Raw genomic sequence first — 17,497 nt, 5'->3', positions numbered from 1 at the left:
TATGATTGCCTATTATCATTGTGACTTAATTCCAATAGGAGGAATGGTGCTATGCAAAAAATCTACCAGGCATAGGCGTGAGAGCAACGAGAATTTCTTACAGGTTACATTTGCAACATTTCTATTTGGCACTACTAACTCTATAACTGCGTCAACCATATTGCAGCTAAATTACTGTATCAGTTTTCCTGGTGCAGCAATTTCACCTTGATATGGAATTAAATATAACCAATAAACCTTATTTAGTCAGTAGACGTAATGACAACTCAGTTCTGGGGAAAAACCATAGAAATCAATGCTACTCTAACTAACTTACTATTTAAGCCTATACGTAGAGGCTTACTCCTATGTCGCAGCAAGCTACGCAAAGCGTCTGGTAGAGTTGCAGCTAGTAGCGGTCAAGGTTGGTGGCTTTTAAGGAAGCGTATGCTGCCATTCTTGTGTCTGATATCATTTCTTGCGGTATTACTACTCAATACTTTTGCTCCTGCTATTGCCCAACTACCTCCTCAACCTCGTCAAGAAATTCGGGGGGTGTGGCTGAGTGGTAACGATTTTAGCGTTTTCCGAAATCGCTCAAAGGTGCAAGCAGCCATGAGCCAATTGCGGCAGCTAAACTTTAACACCGTTTATCCAGTCGTGTGGAACGATGGCTATACACATTACCCCAGCGCCATCATGCAAAAAAAGGGTATTCCCTTCTTCTTCAAGGGAACAGATGGACAAGATGTGATTGCAGATATTATCAGCCAAGCCCGCAGAGAAGGTCTACTAGCAATACCCTGGTTTGAATTTGGTTTCATGGTTCCCCTAACTTCGGAACTTGCATCCCAGCATCCAGATTGGCTAACACAAAAACGGGATGGGACTCAAACTTCAATTAGTGCTGCGGGTGAAGTAGCGTGGTTGAATCCGTTTCACCCCGAAGTGCAAAAGCTTATCACCGAACTCGTGATGGAAGTCATTACTCAATACGATGCTGATGGCGTTCAATTTGACGACCACATGAGTTTACCTGTGGATTTTGGCTACGATAAGTACACAATTAATCTATATACTCAAGAAACTGGTAATCCTCCCCCACCCAATCCCCAAGCCCAAGCATGGATAAAATGGCGGGCAGATAAAATTACTGCATTCATGGTACACCTCCACCAAACCGTGAAAGCTAGAAAACCGAATGCTATCTTCGCAGTTTCTCCCAATTACTATGATTTTGCCTACAAGCTGCAACTGCAAGACTGGCTGAACTGGGTACGGTTGGGTATTGTGGATGAGTTGGTCATGCAGGTATACCGTAATGATTTAGAAAGTTTTATCGCTCAAATTAATCGCCCAGAAATTTTAGAAACCCAAAAAGTCATCCCAACTGGTATCGGTATTATGGCTGGGTTACGAAATCGCCCAGTTTCCATGCCACAAATCCAATCCCAGGTACAAGCGGCGCAACAACGCGGTTTAGGTAGCGGCTTTTTCTACTACGAAAGCCTTTGGGATATCGCCCCTGAACCAGCAGCGCAACGCCAGTCAGCATTTGCGGCCCTTTTCCCAAAACCAGCGTTACGTGATATCTCTCAAAATACACCCCGAAAACCAACTTTTGAGACTATATCCCTACCTTTATATCCAAAACCTTCCCTTGGTCAACGGGTTCGCGGCTATTTTCTGGAAATGGCGATCGCAAATGGTCAACCAAAGCGTATCTTATTAGATACAGGTTCAGCAGGGCTGCGAGTTCCCAAAGAGTTTTTAGGTAATGCTCCTATCCGCAGAACGGGACAAAATATCAAGGAGGTATTAAGTGATGGTACTATCCTGGAGGGAGAATTAGTTTATACTAATGTCCGATTTGGTTTGCTTCCCGCAGCAGAACCCGTTCCGGTACAAGTTGTTACTAGCCGCCAATGTATTCCCCAAAAGCCTAATTGTTCAGCAAAGAGTGGTGCGCCATTTTCCGGTATTATCGGTGTCAACTATTTTGAAAAGTCACTTCCCTATAATCCGTTGAGGAAATTACCAGGAAATCTGAGTAACGGATTTATCGTGATGGGAAATGGTGGTAGTAACAACAATGGCAGCCTAATTCTCGGTTTGACTGCCAACAATCAAGCAGGTTTCAAAATGGCTCCTTGGAGTAAACAAAGCGAAATTAATGGTGTACCCGGTAACAGATGGGACTCTCAACTGAGTAAAGTTTGTTTAACTCTTGCTGGGAGTTCTGCTAAAAATTCTTGTAATGGCAAAATGATCACTGATACTGGAACCATTAATGGTTTGGCTGAATTCAAGTCAGCTTCCACAGCAGGTAAACTCAAACCAGGAGTATTACGTTCAGCAAATGCTCTGAAAGTAGCAATTAATAGCATTTTTGATTACAGCTTGGTACCAGGAACCCGCGACGGATTTAATCGCTGGAATTTGAGTATTTCTTCACAGGCAGAACTTCCTATATTTGTAAATACTGGCATCGCATTTTTTGATAAATACGATGTTCTCTTTGACCCAGTTAATGGAAGACAGGGTTTTCGCAGTCGGCGGTAAGAGGAAAGTAAAGACTTCCTCCCTCAGATAGCCTTTAAAACTAATTTTCCTGAACCAGCAAAACTGATTTCACGGGACGCTTGATAGGATTTCCTTCCAAATCAACCTTCCCGTAAAAGGTTTTGCCCTTGTAATAAAGCGAAGACGAACTCCCCCCATCCAGATTCATCGCTTGATCAGCACCAAGAGTTTTCATAAAATCAGCTAATGCTGGTAAGGATATCCCAGAGTTCGCGGGAGCTGAGGGTTTTTGAGCCACCATAACTAAAATAACGCTGCCATCACGGGTGATACCCACAGCAGTCCTGGCATTGGGTTGGTTACTGCCAAGTGCATCTCGTTTATTGGCATTATCCACAAAGCCCTCTTTTACTGACGTGAGTTCTGGTAATAAGCTGGGGCCAGCACCTATAGCATCGACTAACTGACAACCTGCTGGTGGTGACTGACTATGTAGGGCAATAGAATAACTGATAGTTTGCCCACATAAGTAGCGGCGGAATTCTGCACGATTGAATATTTGACCCAGGTAAGGTTTTAAGTTGGGATTGTTTACCAGTCGCTCATTTTCCTTGGGGTCAGCAACCAACTTCCCTTGTAGGATGACATAGGATGTAGATTTTTGGTTAACTGGGTCAAAAAAGCCTGCGTTCAAAATAGCTACGGTTCGATGCTTCTGGGCAAATTCCTCTACAGTGGCTACCTTCTGTGATAATGCAGGAGTCACCAAAAATCTGCTATTAGCTGGAATTAACACGATGTGAGCTATGCTTTTGGGCAAAGTGCGCTCGAAGTAGCGAATAGTTTTTGGTGGTGAAGATGCAACAGTCGGTATTGACGGTGTTGAAGAACGCAAATTAAACCACAACACCATTGTCAAACTAATTAATATCAAAGCCAGTAGTTTGATTTTCCTCACATTTAAACTCACTTGCGGTTAGCTAAAACAAAGTTGATTTAATAATACTTTTACAACATCTGTAAAAGATTAGCAGAAAAATACCTTCACAGTTTTGCGCGTTGGTTACTACCTAATGAACCGCAAAAAATCAAAGTTTTAAAAATTGGATTAAGCATAAAAGTAATTGACGCTGACTCTGTGATATTTCTGTTTCTGGGCAATCGCTAATTTTTGGCTGATGGTAAAAATGCTCTCAAAAGACCTACTCAATGGAAACCACTTGTTAGAATTAAAAGACAAGCGCTGCAAAACACCTTGTCCCTCATAGAGATTGAAACGCTTGAAAATTACTAAATCCCTATTGGGGATTGAAATTAAGACCATGTTACGAAGCACAAACCTAAAAAATATCTCCAAAAAATTCGCCATAGCCAGAAATTCTGCTTCTTTCAAAGAAAATGAAGCAATGAGAGCTATTACATATAGTATGGATTTACTATTACCTGGTTTGTATATATGGCTACTTGGTTTTAGTTTTCGTATTGGTGGGAGCGTACCAGATGATATTCCCTATAAATATCCCGGTAAAATTCACAGTAACACTGGAATTGCTTTAGTATTACCAGGATATAGAATTTTTACGACTTACCAGGGTAGCTATGACCCTCAACAGACATCAAATACAGGGACTAACAGCTTTTAATTGTACGGTTCTCGACTCAAATACTTTTGAAACCTTAATGACTCAGGCAGGATATTCAATCTCAGGTAGCGCACCTGCACAGTCTAATAGAATAAAAGTATGGTGGATTCATAACGAATACCCAAGAGTCGAGTCCGTGTATAGTCAAGACAAGAAAATAGTGATAACGGCGTATCATGTTAACTGATATTTTTATTTCTATTAACCTAAAAAACCTTCCAAACTATAGTAAATTGGCAGGTTTTTAATATTCAAAAAGTTACTTTTGTCAAGAATAATCCAGAACTATTCAACCTTTTCAATACTTACTTCCCCAAACTCATGGAGTTTCCAACTGCTATCGAAGTTGAGGTAGAGCTTGTGATTGATAATTCTCGTCATTTGCGAAACATTGTAGTGAAGCACCTTGAATTATCGGGCTTTAGTTTTAGGGTGACTCCAGATTCCACAATTGGCGGTTGTCCAATAGAAGCAATCGATATCCCACCAAGGGCAAGTCATGCAGATGGTTCACCTCGCTATGACTTGTTGAACTTCCGGCTGAGGACTAAGTTAGACTGTTCTCATTTCCAACGTGGGCAGAAAGTCTTGGTTGACAGTATTTTTTTGTTTGTGATACTTTCACCACCAAAATAAATTAGCTATCTCCTATAACTGATTCCAATTCTAGAGACAGCGAATGTGTATCTCTGGATGTTGAGGCAGGTAAGTACACTGTAAATTGAGTGCCTCTGCCTACTTGACTGTAAACATTAACAAAACCACCGTGATTTTTAATAATACCTAACACCGTGGAAAGTCCTAAACCCGTACCTTTTCCTACCTCTTTGGTAGTGAAAAATGGTTCAAAAATCCGTTCCTGGACTTCCGATGACATCCCCATCCCAGTATCCGTCACCACGATCGCAATATAAGAACCTACTTTCGCATCAATATTTATCTGGGCAGAATGTTCACCAATCACCAGATTTTCCGCCGCAATCCTTAAAATTCCGCCATTGGGCATGGCATCGCGGGCGTTGATGACTAAATTTATCAGCACTTGATGTAGTTGAGTTATATCTCCACGAACGTACCAGAGATTTTTAGGGATATCTATCTGGCAAATAATGGAATTAGGAAATGTTTGAGCGATAATTTGCTCAATTTCTGCCATCAAAGGCTGAATTTGGACAATTGTTCGTTTGCCTTCAATACCTCGTGCAAAAGATAATACTTGCTTGAGCAAATTAGCACCACGTTTAACATTATTTTCTAAAGTTTGCAGTATTTGCTGACTCTGCTGATCGGGCAATTTCCTCTGCAACAGTTGAACTGACATTAAAATTGGGGATAGTATATTGTTCAGGTCATGGGCGATACCGCCAGCTAAAGTACCGATACTCTCCAAACGTTGCGATCGCAAAAGTTGAGCTTCCAGTTGTTTCTGCTGCGTGATTTCGGTGTTCACACTCAAAATGGATTTGGGTTGTCCATTATCATGTCGTATCAGTGTCCACCGACTTTCAACGATAATTACTTTACCTTCCCTTGTCAGTTGATGCAACTCACCCCGCCACTCACCCGTATTCATTACCGTCAAGTAAGCATCTTCTAGCTGTGGTGAAATCTCTTTATACAAAAGTTGCAAAACATTCTTACCCAAAACTTCCTCAGCCTTCCAGCCGTACAAACTCTGGGCACCTTTATTCCAAAACAAAATTTGGTTGCGGATATTTCGTACCACAATTGCGTCAGTTGATACATCCAACAGCGCTGCTTGTTCACGGATTTTCTGTTCTGCCTGTTTTTGCTGAGTTACATCTCGCGTCAGTGCTAAATGGATTAACGTCCCATCAGATTCGTTAAGCAGTGGTACAGCATGAGTCTCTATGTAGCGGCGAGTGCCTTTAAATCCAACGATTTCAAACTCTAAAGTCCCCTTGTTACCTTGGCAGATACTTTTATGCAAGTCGGCAAAGGCTGCTCTATACTCTGGCACAATTACAGCATCAACTGGTTTGCCAATCAAAACATCAGCACTTTCCACTTCCATCATCGCCAGCCCTTCTGCATTAATTTCTAAAAGGGTGCCATCCCTGGCAATTAATTTGATACATTCTGGTTCTGCATCTATCATGGCTCGTAAACGATTTTCGCTTTGGCGTAGGGCCATTTCTGTCTGCTGAAGTTGCCTGATATAACGCCATAACAAGTCATACAGCAGCGCCACCAAAACCAAATCCACAATAGCAGCGATAAAAAATGTAACTATCGCCTTTTGGGAACTTGCTTGCGACTGCTGCATTCCCTGCTGTAATAAATTTTGCTCTACCTCTAAAAAGTCGTGAATAAGCTGTTGGATTTCTTTGCTGTTTTGCTTGTCTTTGACAGATAAAATTCTCTGTCGAACTGCTTCAAATCCCTGGTTTTGTCTGAGGGAAATCTCTTCTTGCAGAATGTTGAGCCTACTGGTAATTTTCGGCTCCAGCAAGGAAATCCACTGCTGCGTTTGATGGTTATCAGCAGTTAACTTACTGAGAGTCTGAGTGTTGCGATTAGTTTCTTCATAAGCTACAAGATAAGTTTTTAGATCATCTGCATCCGCTGTAATTAAGTAATTACGTTGTGCAGTCTCAGTATCTTGGAGTCTAGATTGGATACTTTCAACTTGAGTAATAACTTTATATGAGGATGTCACCCATTGCTGGTTGTGAATCAGCTTAACAGTGTTGCCGTAGGAGACTACAGCATTAGTAAATATAACTGCCAATGCTAGGACGAATATTGCTTTCAGCTTTTGGATTCGATACCATTTTTTGCTCATGCGATCGCCCTTTCTGCCGCAGATGACCTCCATCAGTTTAAATTAAATAGTAAAAATAAATACTGAGAATATTTTAAAGATTTTAATAGCACTGGTAATAAAATATAGTCTGTGACAGGTATAAATGTCTGGATTTTTTGGGATGGTGATTTATACATAGTAATCACAAAGAAATCCGCTAATTTTTAATATAAATTTAAATTCATTTTTAGCCATAATGTCGTCTCATTGTTGTGTCATTCTATAGTCATTAATTTAATTTGAGTTAATGATGATTTATCCGCGCTTTAGCTGGATAGGGATAAATGCTGCCTTACTCGTCTTGATTCCATCGTTAGTAATTGCTCAAGTACCGGATGAAATTGCTATCCGCAGGCTACTGACTGAGCAAACAAAAGCTTGGAATCAACATGATGCCCAAGCATGGGTTCGGGACTTTAGCCAGGATGTTGACTTTGTTAACATTATCGGCATGTACTTTGATGGACAGGATGCTACAAAATCGCGGCACGCAACACTTTTTAGTGGTATTTTCAAGAACACTCACCTTGATGTCAAAATTTGGAAGGTGCGTTTGCTCGGTTCAGAAGCAGCTATTGTGGAGACAGTACAAACACTACGTGGTTATGATGCCTTGCCTCCAGGTATACAGCCGACCGAACCGGGAGTGCTAAGAACGCGTATGAAATATGTTCTTCAGAAGCAGTCAGGGCGCTGGAAAATTATTTCGGCTCAGAATACTGCCATTCATCCTCTGCCATAGTTGCAAAGTTGGTAATCTCTACAAAACGTCGCTGGGTGTATCGCTTTATTGGCAATGCTCAGTTCATCTATCCTCAATATCTAGCAGAACAACACCAGAAATTTGCTCGTGCATTATATCAATATTAGACTTCGATAAGTGATTAGCCGGACTTAATATAAAATCTCTAGCAGATAAGTAGGTAGATTGGCATGAGTGAAACTACAGAAACGATTTTCAGCAAAATCATTAGTCGGGAAATTCCCGCTGATATTGTTTATGAGGATAATTTGTCCCTAGCATTTAAAGACATCCATCCCCAAGCGCCGGTTCACATTCTCGTCATTCCCAAAAAACCCATTGCTCAACTAGCTGATGCTGAATCTGAGGATCATGCTCTGTTGGGGCATCTTTTATTAACCGCCAAACGTGTTGCAGAAGAAGCTGGGCTGAAAAATGGTTATCGAGTTGTCATCAACACTGGTGATGACGGCGGACAAACAGTCCATCACTTACATTTGCACATTTTGGGAGGACGGCAGTTAGACTGGCCCCCTGGTTGATAAAAACAGATGAATTGCGTCTCTAGACGCGGTTCATCACCAAAAAAAATCACTGCCATAATCAATACCTATGTAATATTTCTTTACAAATCTCCATTTTGCTTCTAATGTAATAAACATAGGTAAGCAAATTTGCTTATCCAAATCATAAATAACTAACCGCACTTATAGAACAATGACAACAACCTTACAACGTCGCGAAAGCGCCAACGTATGGGATCGATTCTGCGAATGGATCACCAGCACCAACAACCGGATTTACATCGGTTGGTTCGGCGTAGTAATGATCCCCACCTTGCTAGCTGCAACCGCTTGCTTCGTAATCGCCTTCATCGCCGCTCCTCCAGTAGACATCGATGGAATCCGTGAACCAGTAGCAGGTTCCTTGATCTACGGAAACAACATCATCTCCGGTGCAGTAGTACCTTCCTCCAACGCTATCGGTTTGCACTTCTACCCAATTTGGGAAGCAGCTTCCTTAGATGAGTGGTTGTACAACGGCGGTCCTTACCAATTGGTAGTTTTCCACTTCCTGATTGGCGTATTCTGCTACATGGGTCGTGAATGGGAACTATCCTACCGCTTAGGAATGCGTCCTTGGATTGCGATCGCATACAGTGCTCCAGTTGCAGCAGCAACCGCAGTATTCTTGGTATACCCAATCGGACAAGGTTCATTCTCTGATGGTATGCCCTTGGGTATTTCTGGAACATTCAACTTCATGATCGTGTTCCAAGCAGAACACAACATCTTGATGCATCCCTTCCACCAACTCGGTGTAGCTGGTGTATTCGGTGGTTCATTGTTCTCTGCAATGCACGGTTCACTAGTAACTTCTTCCTTGGTTCGTGAAACAACCGAAACTGAATCACAAAACTACGGTTACAAATTCGGTCAAGAAGAAGAAACCTACAACATCGTTGCAGCCCACGGTTACTTCGGTCGTCTAATCTTCCAATACGCTTCTTTCAACAACAGCCGTTCACTGCACTTCTTCTTAGCAGCATGGCCTGTAATCGGAATCTGGTTCACCGCCTTGGGTGTAAGCACAATGGCGTTCAACTTGAACGGTTTCAACTTCAACCAATCAATCATTGACTCTGAAGGTCGTGTGATTGCAACTTGGGCGGATGTAATCAACCGCGCTAACCTGGGTATGGAAGTAATGCACGAGCGGAACGCTCACAACTTCCCTCTAGATTTGGCTGCTGGCGATTCTGCTCCTGTAGCTCTTACTGCTCCTGCTATCAACGGTTAATTCTGAAGTTTAGCTAAATTAAAAAGCGCTCTCCCTTTCGGGAGAGCGCTTTTTAGTATTCTCTACTTGAGTGTACGGTAGTGTAAAAACAACTCACTTCCAATCTGACGAGTTTCAACGAGTTGGAGATGAGGAGCAGCATAAGGAACAAAACCTTCTCCCTCTACTGGGCTAGGGGCCTGCTTTCCTCCATAAATAACTGGCCAAATTGTCAACCACCAATCGTCAATTCGCTCTGCGTGCACTAGAGCAGCGGTTAAAGAGCCACCTCCCAAAGCAACTACCTTGTTAATACCCCGCTCTGCCATCAAGCTGTAAGCCCGATCCCAGTCCAGGTCTGTATCTCCCAAATCAATTAATTCAGCCAGTTTTTGTAAGGTTGTTGTATCAGAATTGCGTTCTAAACCAGTTCGTGTTGTAAATATCCAGCGCTCGATGTCCTGACTTAAAAAAGGCAAGTCCAGCCCTAGGTCAAGGGAACCTGAGACAACGCAGGTAATAGGCTGGGGAGACTGACCCCGAACCTTACGTGCTGCCAAAAGTTCGGGATTGCGAATTGTAAAAGTTACCCCCTCAGCCCGAATTGTCCCTGCTCCTACCAGGATTAGATCAGCAAGGGAGACTTGATACTCCACGTGTGCTTGATCATCTGGATCGGATTCACGAGGCGCTTTAGGATCTACGGCGCTAATTTTTCCATCGGCCGTCATGGCAAGAACCACAGTTGTTTGGATAGCTGACATGATTACGTTTTGACAATTCTTTATAATTTTACCTTTTTGAATTCTTTGACATGAATAGTTGTTGCATTGTGCCTTAAATCACTTTCTAAGCTATAGCTAAAGGTGGTAAAAGAATTGTTGTTGGATGATTGTATCTACACAAGAGTCTAATAAAAGTCATTTTTTTTACAAAGAGACTGTCATGCCCAAACACATATCTGCGATCGCAGTTGTCTTAATTTTAATTTTGGGGTTTGCATCTCCAGTTCAAGCTGCAACTCCCCGTTCGACTTGGGTGGAAAATGAAATTTACCAATACAATCATCCCTTTGCTTCTCAATTGCCTCAAGAACTGGAAACGAAGATACAAAAGATGAAAGCTAGCCCATTCGCCTTTTATCGAGGGACGGCTCACATTTTTTATCGTGATATGCAGACCTTGCCAAGTTCAGAATTTGTGAATTCTTCAACATCAGCCATCTGGTTAGAGGGAGATATGCATCTGCAAAATCTTGGGGGGATGAGAGATAGTAACGATAACAACGTTTTTGACACCACTGATTTTGATGAAGGCTATCTTGGCCCCTACGTTTGGGACTTGCGACGGATGGCAGTCTCCATTCTGTTGGCAGCTAAAGAGAACGGTATTAGCTCAAGCGATGCTCAGGATATTGTCAGGAATTTTTTGGATGCTTATCTGAACAAGATGAGTGACTTTAAGGGAACCAATGATGAACTGTCATATCGTTTGGAATCCAGCAATACGAATGGTGTGGTCAAAGATTTGATTGAAAAGGTATCAGATAAGAGTCGTTTGAAGTTTTTAAATAAGTATACGCAGTTAAATAACAGTAACAATCGAGTATTCCAGACAACTTTGGAACTTAAGTCTGTATCCAGCAGCACCTATTCAGACATTGCTGAGGCTATGAGCAGCTACATCGCTTCAATTCCGAGCAGTAAGCGCTACAACAATAGTTACTACACCCTCAAGGACATTCGCCTCAAATTAGGTTCAGGCATTGGTAGTCTTGGAAAGTACCGATATTACTTATTGATTGAGGGCCCAAGTTCAGCACCCGACGACGATCGCATTTTAGAGATGAAGCAGGAAGGTAATAGCGCAGTTGCGATCGCAGTTCCAGGTTTGCTACCAAGTTCAGTCTACGGAAACCAAGAAGGGGCAAGAGTGACAATCGCCACGAAAGCAATGCTCTCTAATACTGATCCATTGGTTGGCTATACTACGGTCAGTAGCATTCCTTTTATGCTGCATGAAAAATCACCCTATCAAGTGGACTTTGATTATACTTTGCTCACTACTAAGTCAAAATTCATGGATGCAATGGGGTATGCAGGGAAGGTTGTTGCCAAGAACCATGCAATTTCTGATAAAGACTACGATGCTGTGATTATTCCCGTAAGCGTTGACAAAGAAGTGACTGATATTGTGAGCGGTAACAAGGCTGTATTCAAAGACGAAATTGTTAACTTTTCGGTGGACTATGCAACTCAAGTCGAGTATGACTACACGAGTTTTGTTAATGCTTATAACCAAAAGGTGACACTCTAACTCTAGTCAAGTTGCTTCTCTACGAGACGCTGCGCGTAGCTTGCTTCTCTGAAAGAGTACGCTCCAAATTAAAAATTCTTAAAATTAATCGCAAGATGCTCCTCCTGCCTCCTGCCTTCTGCCTCCTGCCTCCTTTAATAATGTGTTTCCCCTGGTGTAATTGCTATTTCAATTTAAATTCGTCAAACTTCAATACTTCTGAATCAGGCTTGCGAGTATCAAAACGATAACTACTGATCGTACCAGTTCCTGTATCAAAAATACTGAAAACTGTAATATCATTACTCGCAATATAAGGCATAGGTTTCCCATCTTCGCCCAGCAAGGGAGCAATTGTTGGCACTATCGGTTCTAAACCATTGGGATCACCAAGCTTAACATAATCCTCTTGATATCCAATTGGCACTTCTCGCTTTCTGTCACCCCAAGCTGCACCGTAAGTATTGCCCACATTGGAAGTTTCTAGAAAGTGCATTCCACTGGAACTAACAAAGCGATTCCACAAATGGGAATGCCCATAAAATACTAATTGCACATTAGCAGCTTCTAATAAAGGGACAACATCGCGAATAATATAATCTGCGTCTTTGGGGTACTCATAACGCACTGTTTTGATATTATTACCATCCCGTTCAATTATTTGAACTGGTTCTGTATAAGCAGGAACTATATTATCACCCAAAGTATGGGGTGGATGATGGAACATTACAACTTTGTATTTTGCTTGTTTAAACTCAGGGGCGTTAAGCTCTGCCTCTAGCCAATTGTACTGTTTGCTGCCTTTAGCAATTGGCTCATAAATCACCTGTCCATAACCCCAATTTTCAGGATTATTTAAATCCTTTTCAGCTTCCTGATATCTACCCCTACGCTTTCTATCTAAGCTGGGAGTCCGCCACATATTCGTAGCGTACAGTACCACCAAACGCACATTCCCAAAGCTAACTGCATAATACTTTTTTCCACCATCTTTACTTTTTGGTAAAGAGAAAATCTCTTCATAGGTATTAGTATTAAAAGAATTATCTATTAAAGATTTGTCTCGGTAGATTCTTTGAGCAACGGCACGGGGAATTGTATCATCAAATTCATCATTTAAACTTCCCGTCCTGGCAAAACGCCCCATCACCTCATGATTGCCAATGCAAGTAAACATGGGTGCGTGTTGAATTATTTGTCCACCAGTGTATGTTGTCTTAACGTCGTTATGCGTCATGTCATATTTAGCACGACCTTGCAAACCGGGAAACAACGCACCACCACTATTATCATCAAACCATTCTGAGGCGCGATCGCTAACATTCACCAAATCGCCAGCAAACCATACTCCATCAACTCGTCCAATTGTTTCTACCACCTTTTGCAGATTTGCTGCTGTCATCGGCTTTAATTGATGATCTGAGGTGAGTAAAATTTTTAATCGTGTATCTGATTTGGGAGTAGCTGCAAGGGTAAAAACATCACTGTTAACACTCTCACCATCTTCTCGCACACTCATAACACGATAATTTACCCTCACATCAGGAGTTAAGCCAGTTACCTCAGCTTCATGTCGCCAAATTTCACGCTGGACGGGTTTTTGATAAACTTCGCCGTCTTTGGTTTGGTTTGCAACTCTTGACTCTTGGTCTTCACGCGTGCGAGTGAGTTTGGTAGTACTTGCCTTAGCAGTTTGTTTGAAATTTTCACCGTAGGTTACACTGTGATTAACACCAGCAAACTCAGTAAACCAAACTACTCGCACTGAGGTTTCCGTTGGCAGTTGCAAAAATGGATCGGTGAGCAGTTGGGGTGCTGATGTCATAATTGATTGCCCAAATGAACGCACACTTATCAGAGTAAAGCATATAACAAGCACAAACATAGCCACTGAGGAGATTTTACGGCTACTTAAACGTCTAAGCATGAGTAAAATACCAAATTTTTAGGGTCAGGATTTACGTAAACAATAGCCGAAACCCTGATTTTCAGGCAATTTATGTAGCCGCTGCGTGTCTACTTTTACGAGAAAGCTTTCGTCGGCAAACTAAACCGTTTAGTTTAAAAAAGTAAAAAAAGTAAATTTTTGACTACTAGATGTCTATTGTTAATGACTAATAACTTCTTGAGAAGTTAGGATGAAATCACTATCGAACTTCAGTTGAGATATTTCCTCTTGAGCTAAATAAAAGCATAAAACAGCAACGCTTCTTCCGTCACATTTTACCGATTTCTAGTAAATTTCAATTACTAATACCATGCCAAATCGTCATTATCCTCCCGCCTACTTACGCTATCTCAGAGCCAGGTTATGGAATCTAGGACGACCTGGTTTTTGGGGAACTGCAATTTTCTTATCTGTAGTAGGGCTAGTAACCTGGGAATACTGGTCAAATCCAGATATTTTCGTTTATAAGCAAAAAAATCAAGTTGCTCCACAAAAGCCTGATGAATCTTCCCTGTCAGCAGAAAATAGAGCCATTGCAGCAGATATTGATAACCTGCCAGTTTTGTTTAATGACTTTGAGGAAGCAGCTCTCTCATTAAAGGCAAATACTCCTAATGAAAAGACTGAGGCAAAAAAGAGCACAAGCTTATTAGAAGATGTAATTAACAAACAAAAGTCTGCTAACGATGCCAAATCAAATCCTACTTTAGGCATTAATGGCAACACCTCCCCAGTGGTGAAAAATCCCTTTGTCGTACAAACAGAAAATTTATTGCGTACTGGGATAGTTGATAATAGTAACCAGTTTCTAGGTCTTAAGACTTTAAATACAGCGTCTGAACCAACAGGGGAGGAACAAACGTCCTCTAGCCTGGGTATTGGATTGACTAATCAAACCAATAAGAACCAAAATTCTCTCTCTATCAGTCCTCTGCAAGCAGCACTCAACCAATCGACAAACGAGAAATTGTCTAGCTTTAATGGGACTGCAACTCCGACAAATGCCTTGGGACAAGTCTCTGACCCAGGAACAACGCTAATGCCACCCATCAACAGCTTACCCAGTCAGAATTCTCTACCAAGTGCTGGGTTAACTCCTGCTACAGGTTATACATCAACAGGTACGAACTTACCACAAAATCCCTACGGTCATTTAAATAACGGCCAAGTATTGCCTAGTAATGGTTTAACTCCTGGTACAGGTTATACATCAACGGGTACGAACTTACCGCAAAATCCCTACAATAATTTAAATAATGGTCAGCTAGTGCCTAATGTCTCCCCAGTGACGCCCTCTGCTACCTTTGCCGCACCAAGTAATATTGCACCTTACTCTAGCCAGAATCCGAGTCAAAGTGTTGTCACACCCACAAACCCTGCGGGATATGGGAATTATGGGTTGCAGCAACCGACGCAACCACCACAATCTAATTATGGGAATAATGTGTTGCAGCAACCAACACAGTCTAATTCCTTATATCTTCGCCAGATTCGAGATAAGTATAGAAGTCCGGGTCAAAACTGAGTTTAAGCACAACGCTTAACTGAACTTCATAAGGGGAATGCTATTTGCTGACAAATTACGTTTACAAGCTACGTCCTAGCATTACCCAAATAAATAAAATGGGTGGATGGTTAGATATGCTTCGCTCTACCTACAATTGGAGTTTGGCTGACAGAATAGCTCAATACAATCAGCAATTCATTCAGGGAGACTACTGCGATATCAGAACTAAATCCGAAGCCTGTCCAATAACTTGTTTTGTTAGTAAAAATGGTGCAAGTGGAGAACCTTGGAAAGATGGCAAAGTTGATAAGGATGGCAAGCTCAAAAACCCACGACGCAGTGCTGGAGATATCCAAATAACGGCATTACCAGAGTTGAAAAAAGCTAGACCTTGGTTTGGTGAAATTGACTCCACAGTGCTACAGCAAAACGTTAAACGTCTTGACACTGCTTACAAAAACTTCTTTGAACGCCAAGTAGCGTCTCCGTCAGGAGAAGGCAGAGGATTTCCGAAATTTAAAAACCGGGGTAATTTTACATCTTTTACTTACCAGATGGGTGTAAAAGTTCAAGGTAGTAAAGTTTACCTTCCTAAGTTGGGATGGATGCGATTCTTTAACTCCCGTTTGATACCAGACGGGTTTAATCTAAAGGCGGCGACAATCCGCAAGCGTCAAGATGGTTGGTATGTCTCGATTCGGATCGAAGATAAAAGTATTCCAGATTACGTATCAAAGCCACTAGATGAAGTTAAATCTGTCCTTGGTTGTGACTTGGGAATAACCAAACTTGTTCACCTGTCAGATAGATATCAAATTGACAACCCACGTTTTGCAACTAACAAAAAAGTTAAACGCACTCTGAAAATTAGACAGAGGCGAGTTAGCAAAAAACTTAAAGATAGTAAAAATCGTAAAAAAGCAGCTAGCAAGTTAGGACGTTTTCACAAAAAGATTACAGATAAACGAGTTGCTTACCAATGGGATGTTGCGAACAAAATAGTATCTAGAAAGGTTGATGCTATTGCACTAGAAGATTTAAACATCTCCGCGATGTTGAAACGTTGCAAGGTTAAAGTTGATGAAAATACTGGCAGGTTTCTGAAAAATGGACAATCGAGAAAGAAAGGTTTAAATCGCGCTATCTCTGATACAAGTTGGGGCGAATTAATTTTAAAGATTGAGTATCTCGCTGCAAAGCAAGGAAAAGTCGTAATTAAAATTAATCCTAAACACTCTAGTCAGGAATGCAGGAATTGTGGGCATATCGATAAGTCAAATCGTGATGGTGAGAAGTTCATCTGTACCGAGTGCGGATATCATGAACACGCTGACATTGGTGCTGCAAAAACAATCAGAGATAGATGCTTGGAAATAGTACGTAGGGACTCCGCGAAACTAGCTGCTAGTCAGCAAAACGCCCAAAAGGTATCATCACGCTCTATGAGCAAACGTGGTGAGTTTGGGAACCTGAGTAATCAGGATATTAAGATTGCAAAGTCTTAAGAATCTCCTCGCCTTCAGGCAGGAGAGCGTCAATCAGCTAAGGTGATTGTGGGCTATTTGGAATAACCGGAACTTCTGGTGTTTCGGGTTGTTGCTGTTGTCGTTGCAAATATTTACTCAAGACATAAGCCATATCCCCACGGGTAACAGGTTTTAATGGGGAAATATTGCCTTGAGCATCTGTGTTAAGAAATCCCTCGGTAGCTACTGTAGCGATCGCCTTTCTAGCCCAAGTTGGGATAGACTTTTCATCTGGATATGAAGCCAGAATCTCATTCACCGCGTCATCGGGAAACTGAAATACACCATAAGCCTGGGCAAAAATAGCAAGAGCTTCTGCCCTTGTCACCTTTTGGTTAGGGAAGAATTCATTGCCTCGATAGCCTTTCATGATGTCAGTTTTTAAGACTGTCTGTATATCATTAAATGCCCAATAAGAACGAGGAACATCTGGAACAGTTAAATTTGCTTTGTTAACAGCTTCTCTTTTATCTAGGCGAAATGCTTTTACCATAATCGACGCTAATTCTGCTCGACTCAGTAACCTTTCTGGATAAAACTTGCCATCGGGAAAGTTTGTCATCCATTTGACAGCAGTTACCTGTTGAATTGAATCAGATGGGATTCCAGAAGTAGTTTCTGGTACTTGAGCAATTGCTGGCAAGCTTTGTAGTAGTGCCATTAAAGATAGAGTAATTGAAAGCTGACGCATCACCATAACCACTTTTAACTGCTAAATGAATTTAAAA

The 17,497-nt window shown here is 41.6% G+C and carries 14 protein-coding genes; 9 read left to right on the top strand and 5 right to left on the bottom strand.

Annotation, left to right across the window (positions count from 1 at the left end; translation table 11 throughout):
* Positions 1 to 258: 258 nt before the first annotated feature.
* Complete coding sequence (locus tag ABF638_RS09300) at positions 259 to 2,541, top strand: glycoside hydrolase family 10 protein (RefSeq protein ID WP_435022208.1); 2,283 nt, start codon at positions 259 to 261, stop codon at positions 2,539 to 2,541.
* A gap of 40 nt (positions 2,542 to 2,581) precedes the next feature.
* On the opposite strand, the gene ABF638_RS09295 is transcribed toward ABF638_RS09300, so the two are convergent.
* Positions 2,582 to 3,460, bottom strand: a complete 879-nt coding sequence (locus ABF638_RS09295; RefSeq protein ID WP_435022206.1) for a phosphodiester glycosidase family protein — start codon at positions 3,458 to 3,460, stop codon at positions 2,582 to 2,584.
* A gap of 364 nt (positions 3,461 to 3,824) precedes the next feature.
* Here ABF638_RS09295 and ABF638_RS09290 point away from each other — a divergent pair, with 364 nt between their 5' ends.
* Complete coding sequence (locus tag ABF638_RS09290; protein WP_181929510.1) at positions 3,825 to 4,145, top strand: hypothetical protein; 321 nt, start codon at positions 3,825 to 3,827, stop codon at positions 4,143 to 4,145.
* A 321-nt stretch (positions 4,146 to 4,466) separates the two neighbouring features.
* Positions 4,467 to 4,781 (top strand): hypothetical protein, encoded by a 315-nt coding sequence (locus ABF638_RS09285; RefSeq protein WP_435022203.1) that lies wholly within the window; start codon positions 4,467 to 4,469, stop codon positions 4,779 to 4,781.
* 1 nt (position 4,782) lies between these two features.
* On the opposite strand, the gene ABF638_RS09280 is transcribed toward ABF638_RS09285, so the two are convergent.
* A complete protein-coding gene (locus ABF638_RS09280; protein WP_435022201.1) occupies positions 4,783 to 6,984 on the bottom strand; it encodes a PAS domain S-box protein in 2,202 nt (733 codons plus the stop codon).
* Positions 6,985 to 7,219: 235 nt separating this feature from the next.
* Between ABF638_RS09280 and ABF638_RS09275 the strand changes: the two genes are divergently transcribed.
* The 3 genes from ABF638_RS09275 (at position 7,220) to psbA (ending at position 9,514) form a co-directional block, all read left to right on the top strand.
* A complete protein-coding gene (locus ABF638_RS09275; protein ID WP_435022199.1) occupies positions 7,220 to 7,714 on the top strand; it encodes an SgcJ/EcaC family oxidoreductase in 495 nt (164 codons plus the stop codon).
* Between the two features lie 191 nt (positions 7,715 to 7,905).
* Positions 7,906 to 8,256 (top strand): histidine triad nucleotide-binding protein, encoded by a 351-nt coding sequence (locus tag ABF638_RS09270; RefSeq protein WP_435022197.1) that lies wholly within the window; start codon positions 7,906 to 7,908, stop codon positions 8,254 to 8,256.
* A gap of 175 nt (positions 8,257 to 8,431) precedes the next feature.
* On the top strand, positions 8,432 to 9,514 hold the full coding sequence (psbA, locus tag ABF638_RS09265; protein ID WP_069068940.1) for a photosystem II q(b) protein: 1,083 nt from the start codon (positions 8,432 to 8,434) through the stop codon (positions 9,512 to 9,514).
* 62 nt (positions 9,515 to 9,576) lie between these two features.
* On the opposite strand, the gene ABF638_RS09260 is transcribed toward psbA, so the two are convergent.
* Positions 9,577 to 10,257, bottom strand: coding sequence for a RibD family protein (locus ABF638_RS09260; RefSeq protein WP_435022194.1), 681 nt, complete (start codon positions 10,255 to 10,257; stop codon positions 9,577 to 9,579).
* Between the two features lie 181 nt (positions 10,258 to 10,438).
* Between ABF638_RS09260 and ABF638_RS09255 the strand changes: the two genes are divergently transcribed.
* The gene (locus tag ABF638_RS09255; RefSeq protein ID WP_435022192.1) at positions 10,439 to 11,809 is read left to right on the top strand and encodes a DUF2252 domain-containing protein; all 1,371 of its coding nucleotides are present in this window, start codon (positions 10,439 to 10,441) and stop codon (positions 11,807 to 11,809) included.
* A gap of 163 nt (positions 11,810 to 11,972) precedes the next feature.
* On the opposite strand, the gene ABF638_RS09250 is transcribed toward ABF638_RS09255, so the two are convergent.
* Positions 11,973 to 13,613 carry a metallophosphoesterase gene (locus ABF638_RS09250; protein WP_435022190.1) on the bottom strand — a complete coding sequence of 547 codons (1,641 nt, stop codon included), beginning with the start codon at positions 13,611 to 13,613 and terminating at the stop codon, positions 11,973 to 11,975.
* A 433-nt stretch (positions 13,614 to 14,046) separates the two neighbouring features.
* On the opposite strand from ABF638_RS09250, the gene ABF638_RS09245 reads away from it, so the two are divergent.
* A complete protein-coding gene (locus ABF638_RS09245; RefSeq protein ID WP_435022188.1) occupies positions 14,047 to 15,261 on the top strand; it encodes a hypothetical protein in 1,215 nt (404 codons plus the stop codon).
* Positions 15,262 to 15,305: 44 nt separating this feature from the next.
* Positions 15,306 to 16,748, top strand: coding sequence for an RNA-guided endonuclease InsQ/TnpB family protein (locus ABF638_RS09240; protein ID WP_435022186.1), 1,443 nt, complete (start codon positions 15,306 to 15,308; stop codon positions 16,746 to 16,748).
* Between the two features lie 37 nt (positions 16,749 to 16,785).
* Here the strand turns inward: ABF638_RS09240 and ABF638_RS09235 are convergent, their stop codons facing one another.
* Positions 16,786 to 17,460, bottom strand: a complete 675-nt coding sequence (locus ABF638_RS09235; RefSeq protein ID WP_181929517.1) for an S-layer homology domain-containing protein — start codon at positions 17,458 to 17,460, stop codon at positions 16,786 to 16,788.
* Positions 17,461 to 17,497: the final 37 nt, after the last annotated feature.

The organism is Nostoc sp. CALU 1950 (genome assembly GCF_051172895.1).
In the GTDB taxonomy this organism is placed as follows: Bacteria; Cyanobacteriota; Cyanobacteriia; order Cyanobacteriales; family Nostocaceae; genus Nostoc; species Nostoc edaphicum_A.
The sequence above is the reverse complement of the archived record's forward strand: the minus strand, read 5'-3'. Positions and strand labels throughout refer to the sequence as shown.

Excerpts from the sequence above, each read along its gene's own strand:
- ABF638_RS09300 (WP_435022208.1), top strand. The coding sequence starts at position 259 with ATGACAACTCAGTTCTGGGGAAAAACCATAGAAATCAATGCTACTCTA.
- ABF638_RS09260 (WP_435022194.1), bottom strand. The coding sequence starts at position 10,257 with ATGTCAGCTATCCAAACAACTGTGGTTCTTGCCATGACGGCCGATGGA.
- ABF638_RS09250 (WP_435022190.1), bottom strand. The coding sequence starts at position 13,613 with ATGACATCAGCACCCCAACTGCTCACCGATCCATTTTTGCAACTGCCA.
- ABF638_RS09290 (WP_181929510.1), top strand. The coding sequence starts at position 3,825 with ATGTTACGAAGCACAAACCTAAAAAATATCTCCAAAAAATTCGCCATA.
- ABF638_RS09255 (WP_435022192.1), top strand. The coding sequence starts at position 10,439 with ATGCCCAAACACATATCTGCGATCGCAGTTGTCTTAATTTTAATTTTG.
- ABF638_RS09245 (WP_435022188.1), top strand. The coding sequence starts at position 14,047 with ATGCCAAATCGTCATTATCCTCCCGCCTACTTACGCTATCTCAGAGCC.
- ABF638_RS09275 (WP_435022199.1), top strand. The coding sequence starts at position 7,220 with ATGATGATTTATCCGCGCTTTAGCTGGATAGGGATAAATGCTGCCTTA.
- ABF638_RS09285 (WP_435022203.1), top strand. The coding sequence starts at position 4,467 with ATGGAGTTTCCAACTGCTATCGAAGTTGAGGTAGAGCTTGTGATTGAT.
- ABF638_RS09270 (WP_435022197.1), top strand. The coding sequence starts at position 7,906 with ATGAGTGAAACTACAGAAACGATTTTCAGCAAAATCATTAGTCGGGAA.
- ABF638_RS09280 (WP_435022201.1), bottom strand. The coding sequence starts at position 6,984 with ATGGAGGTCATCTGCGGCAGAAAGGGCGATCGCATGAGCAAAAAATGG.
- ABF638_RS09235 (WP_181929517.1), bottom strand. The coding sequence starts at position 17,460 with ATGCGTCAGCTTTCAATTACTCTATCTTTAATGGCACTACTACAAAGC.
- psbA (WP_069068940.1), top strand. The coding sequence starts at position 8,432 with ATGACAACAACCTTACAACGTCGCGAAAGCGCCAACGTATGGGATCGA.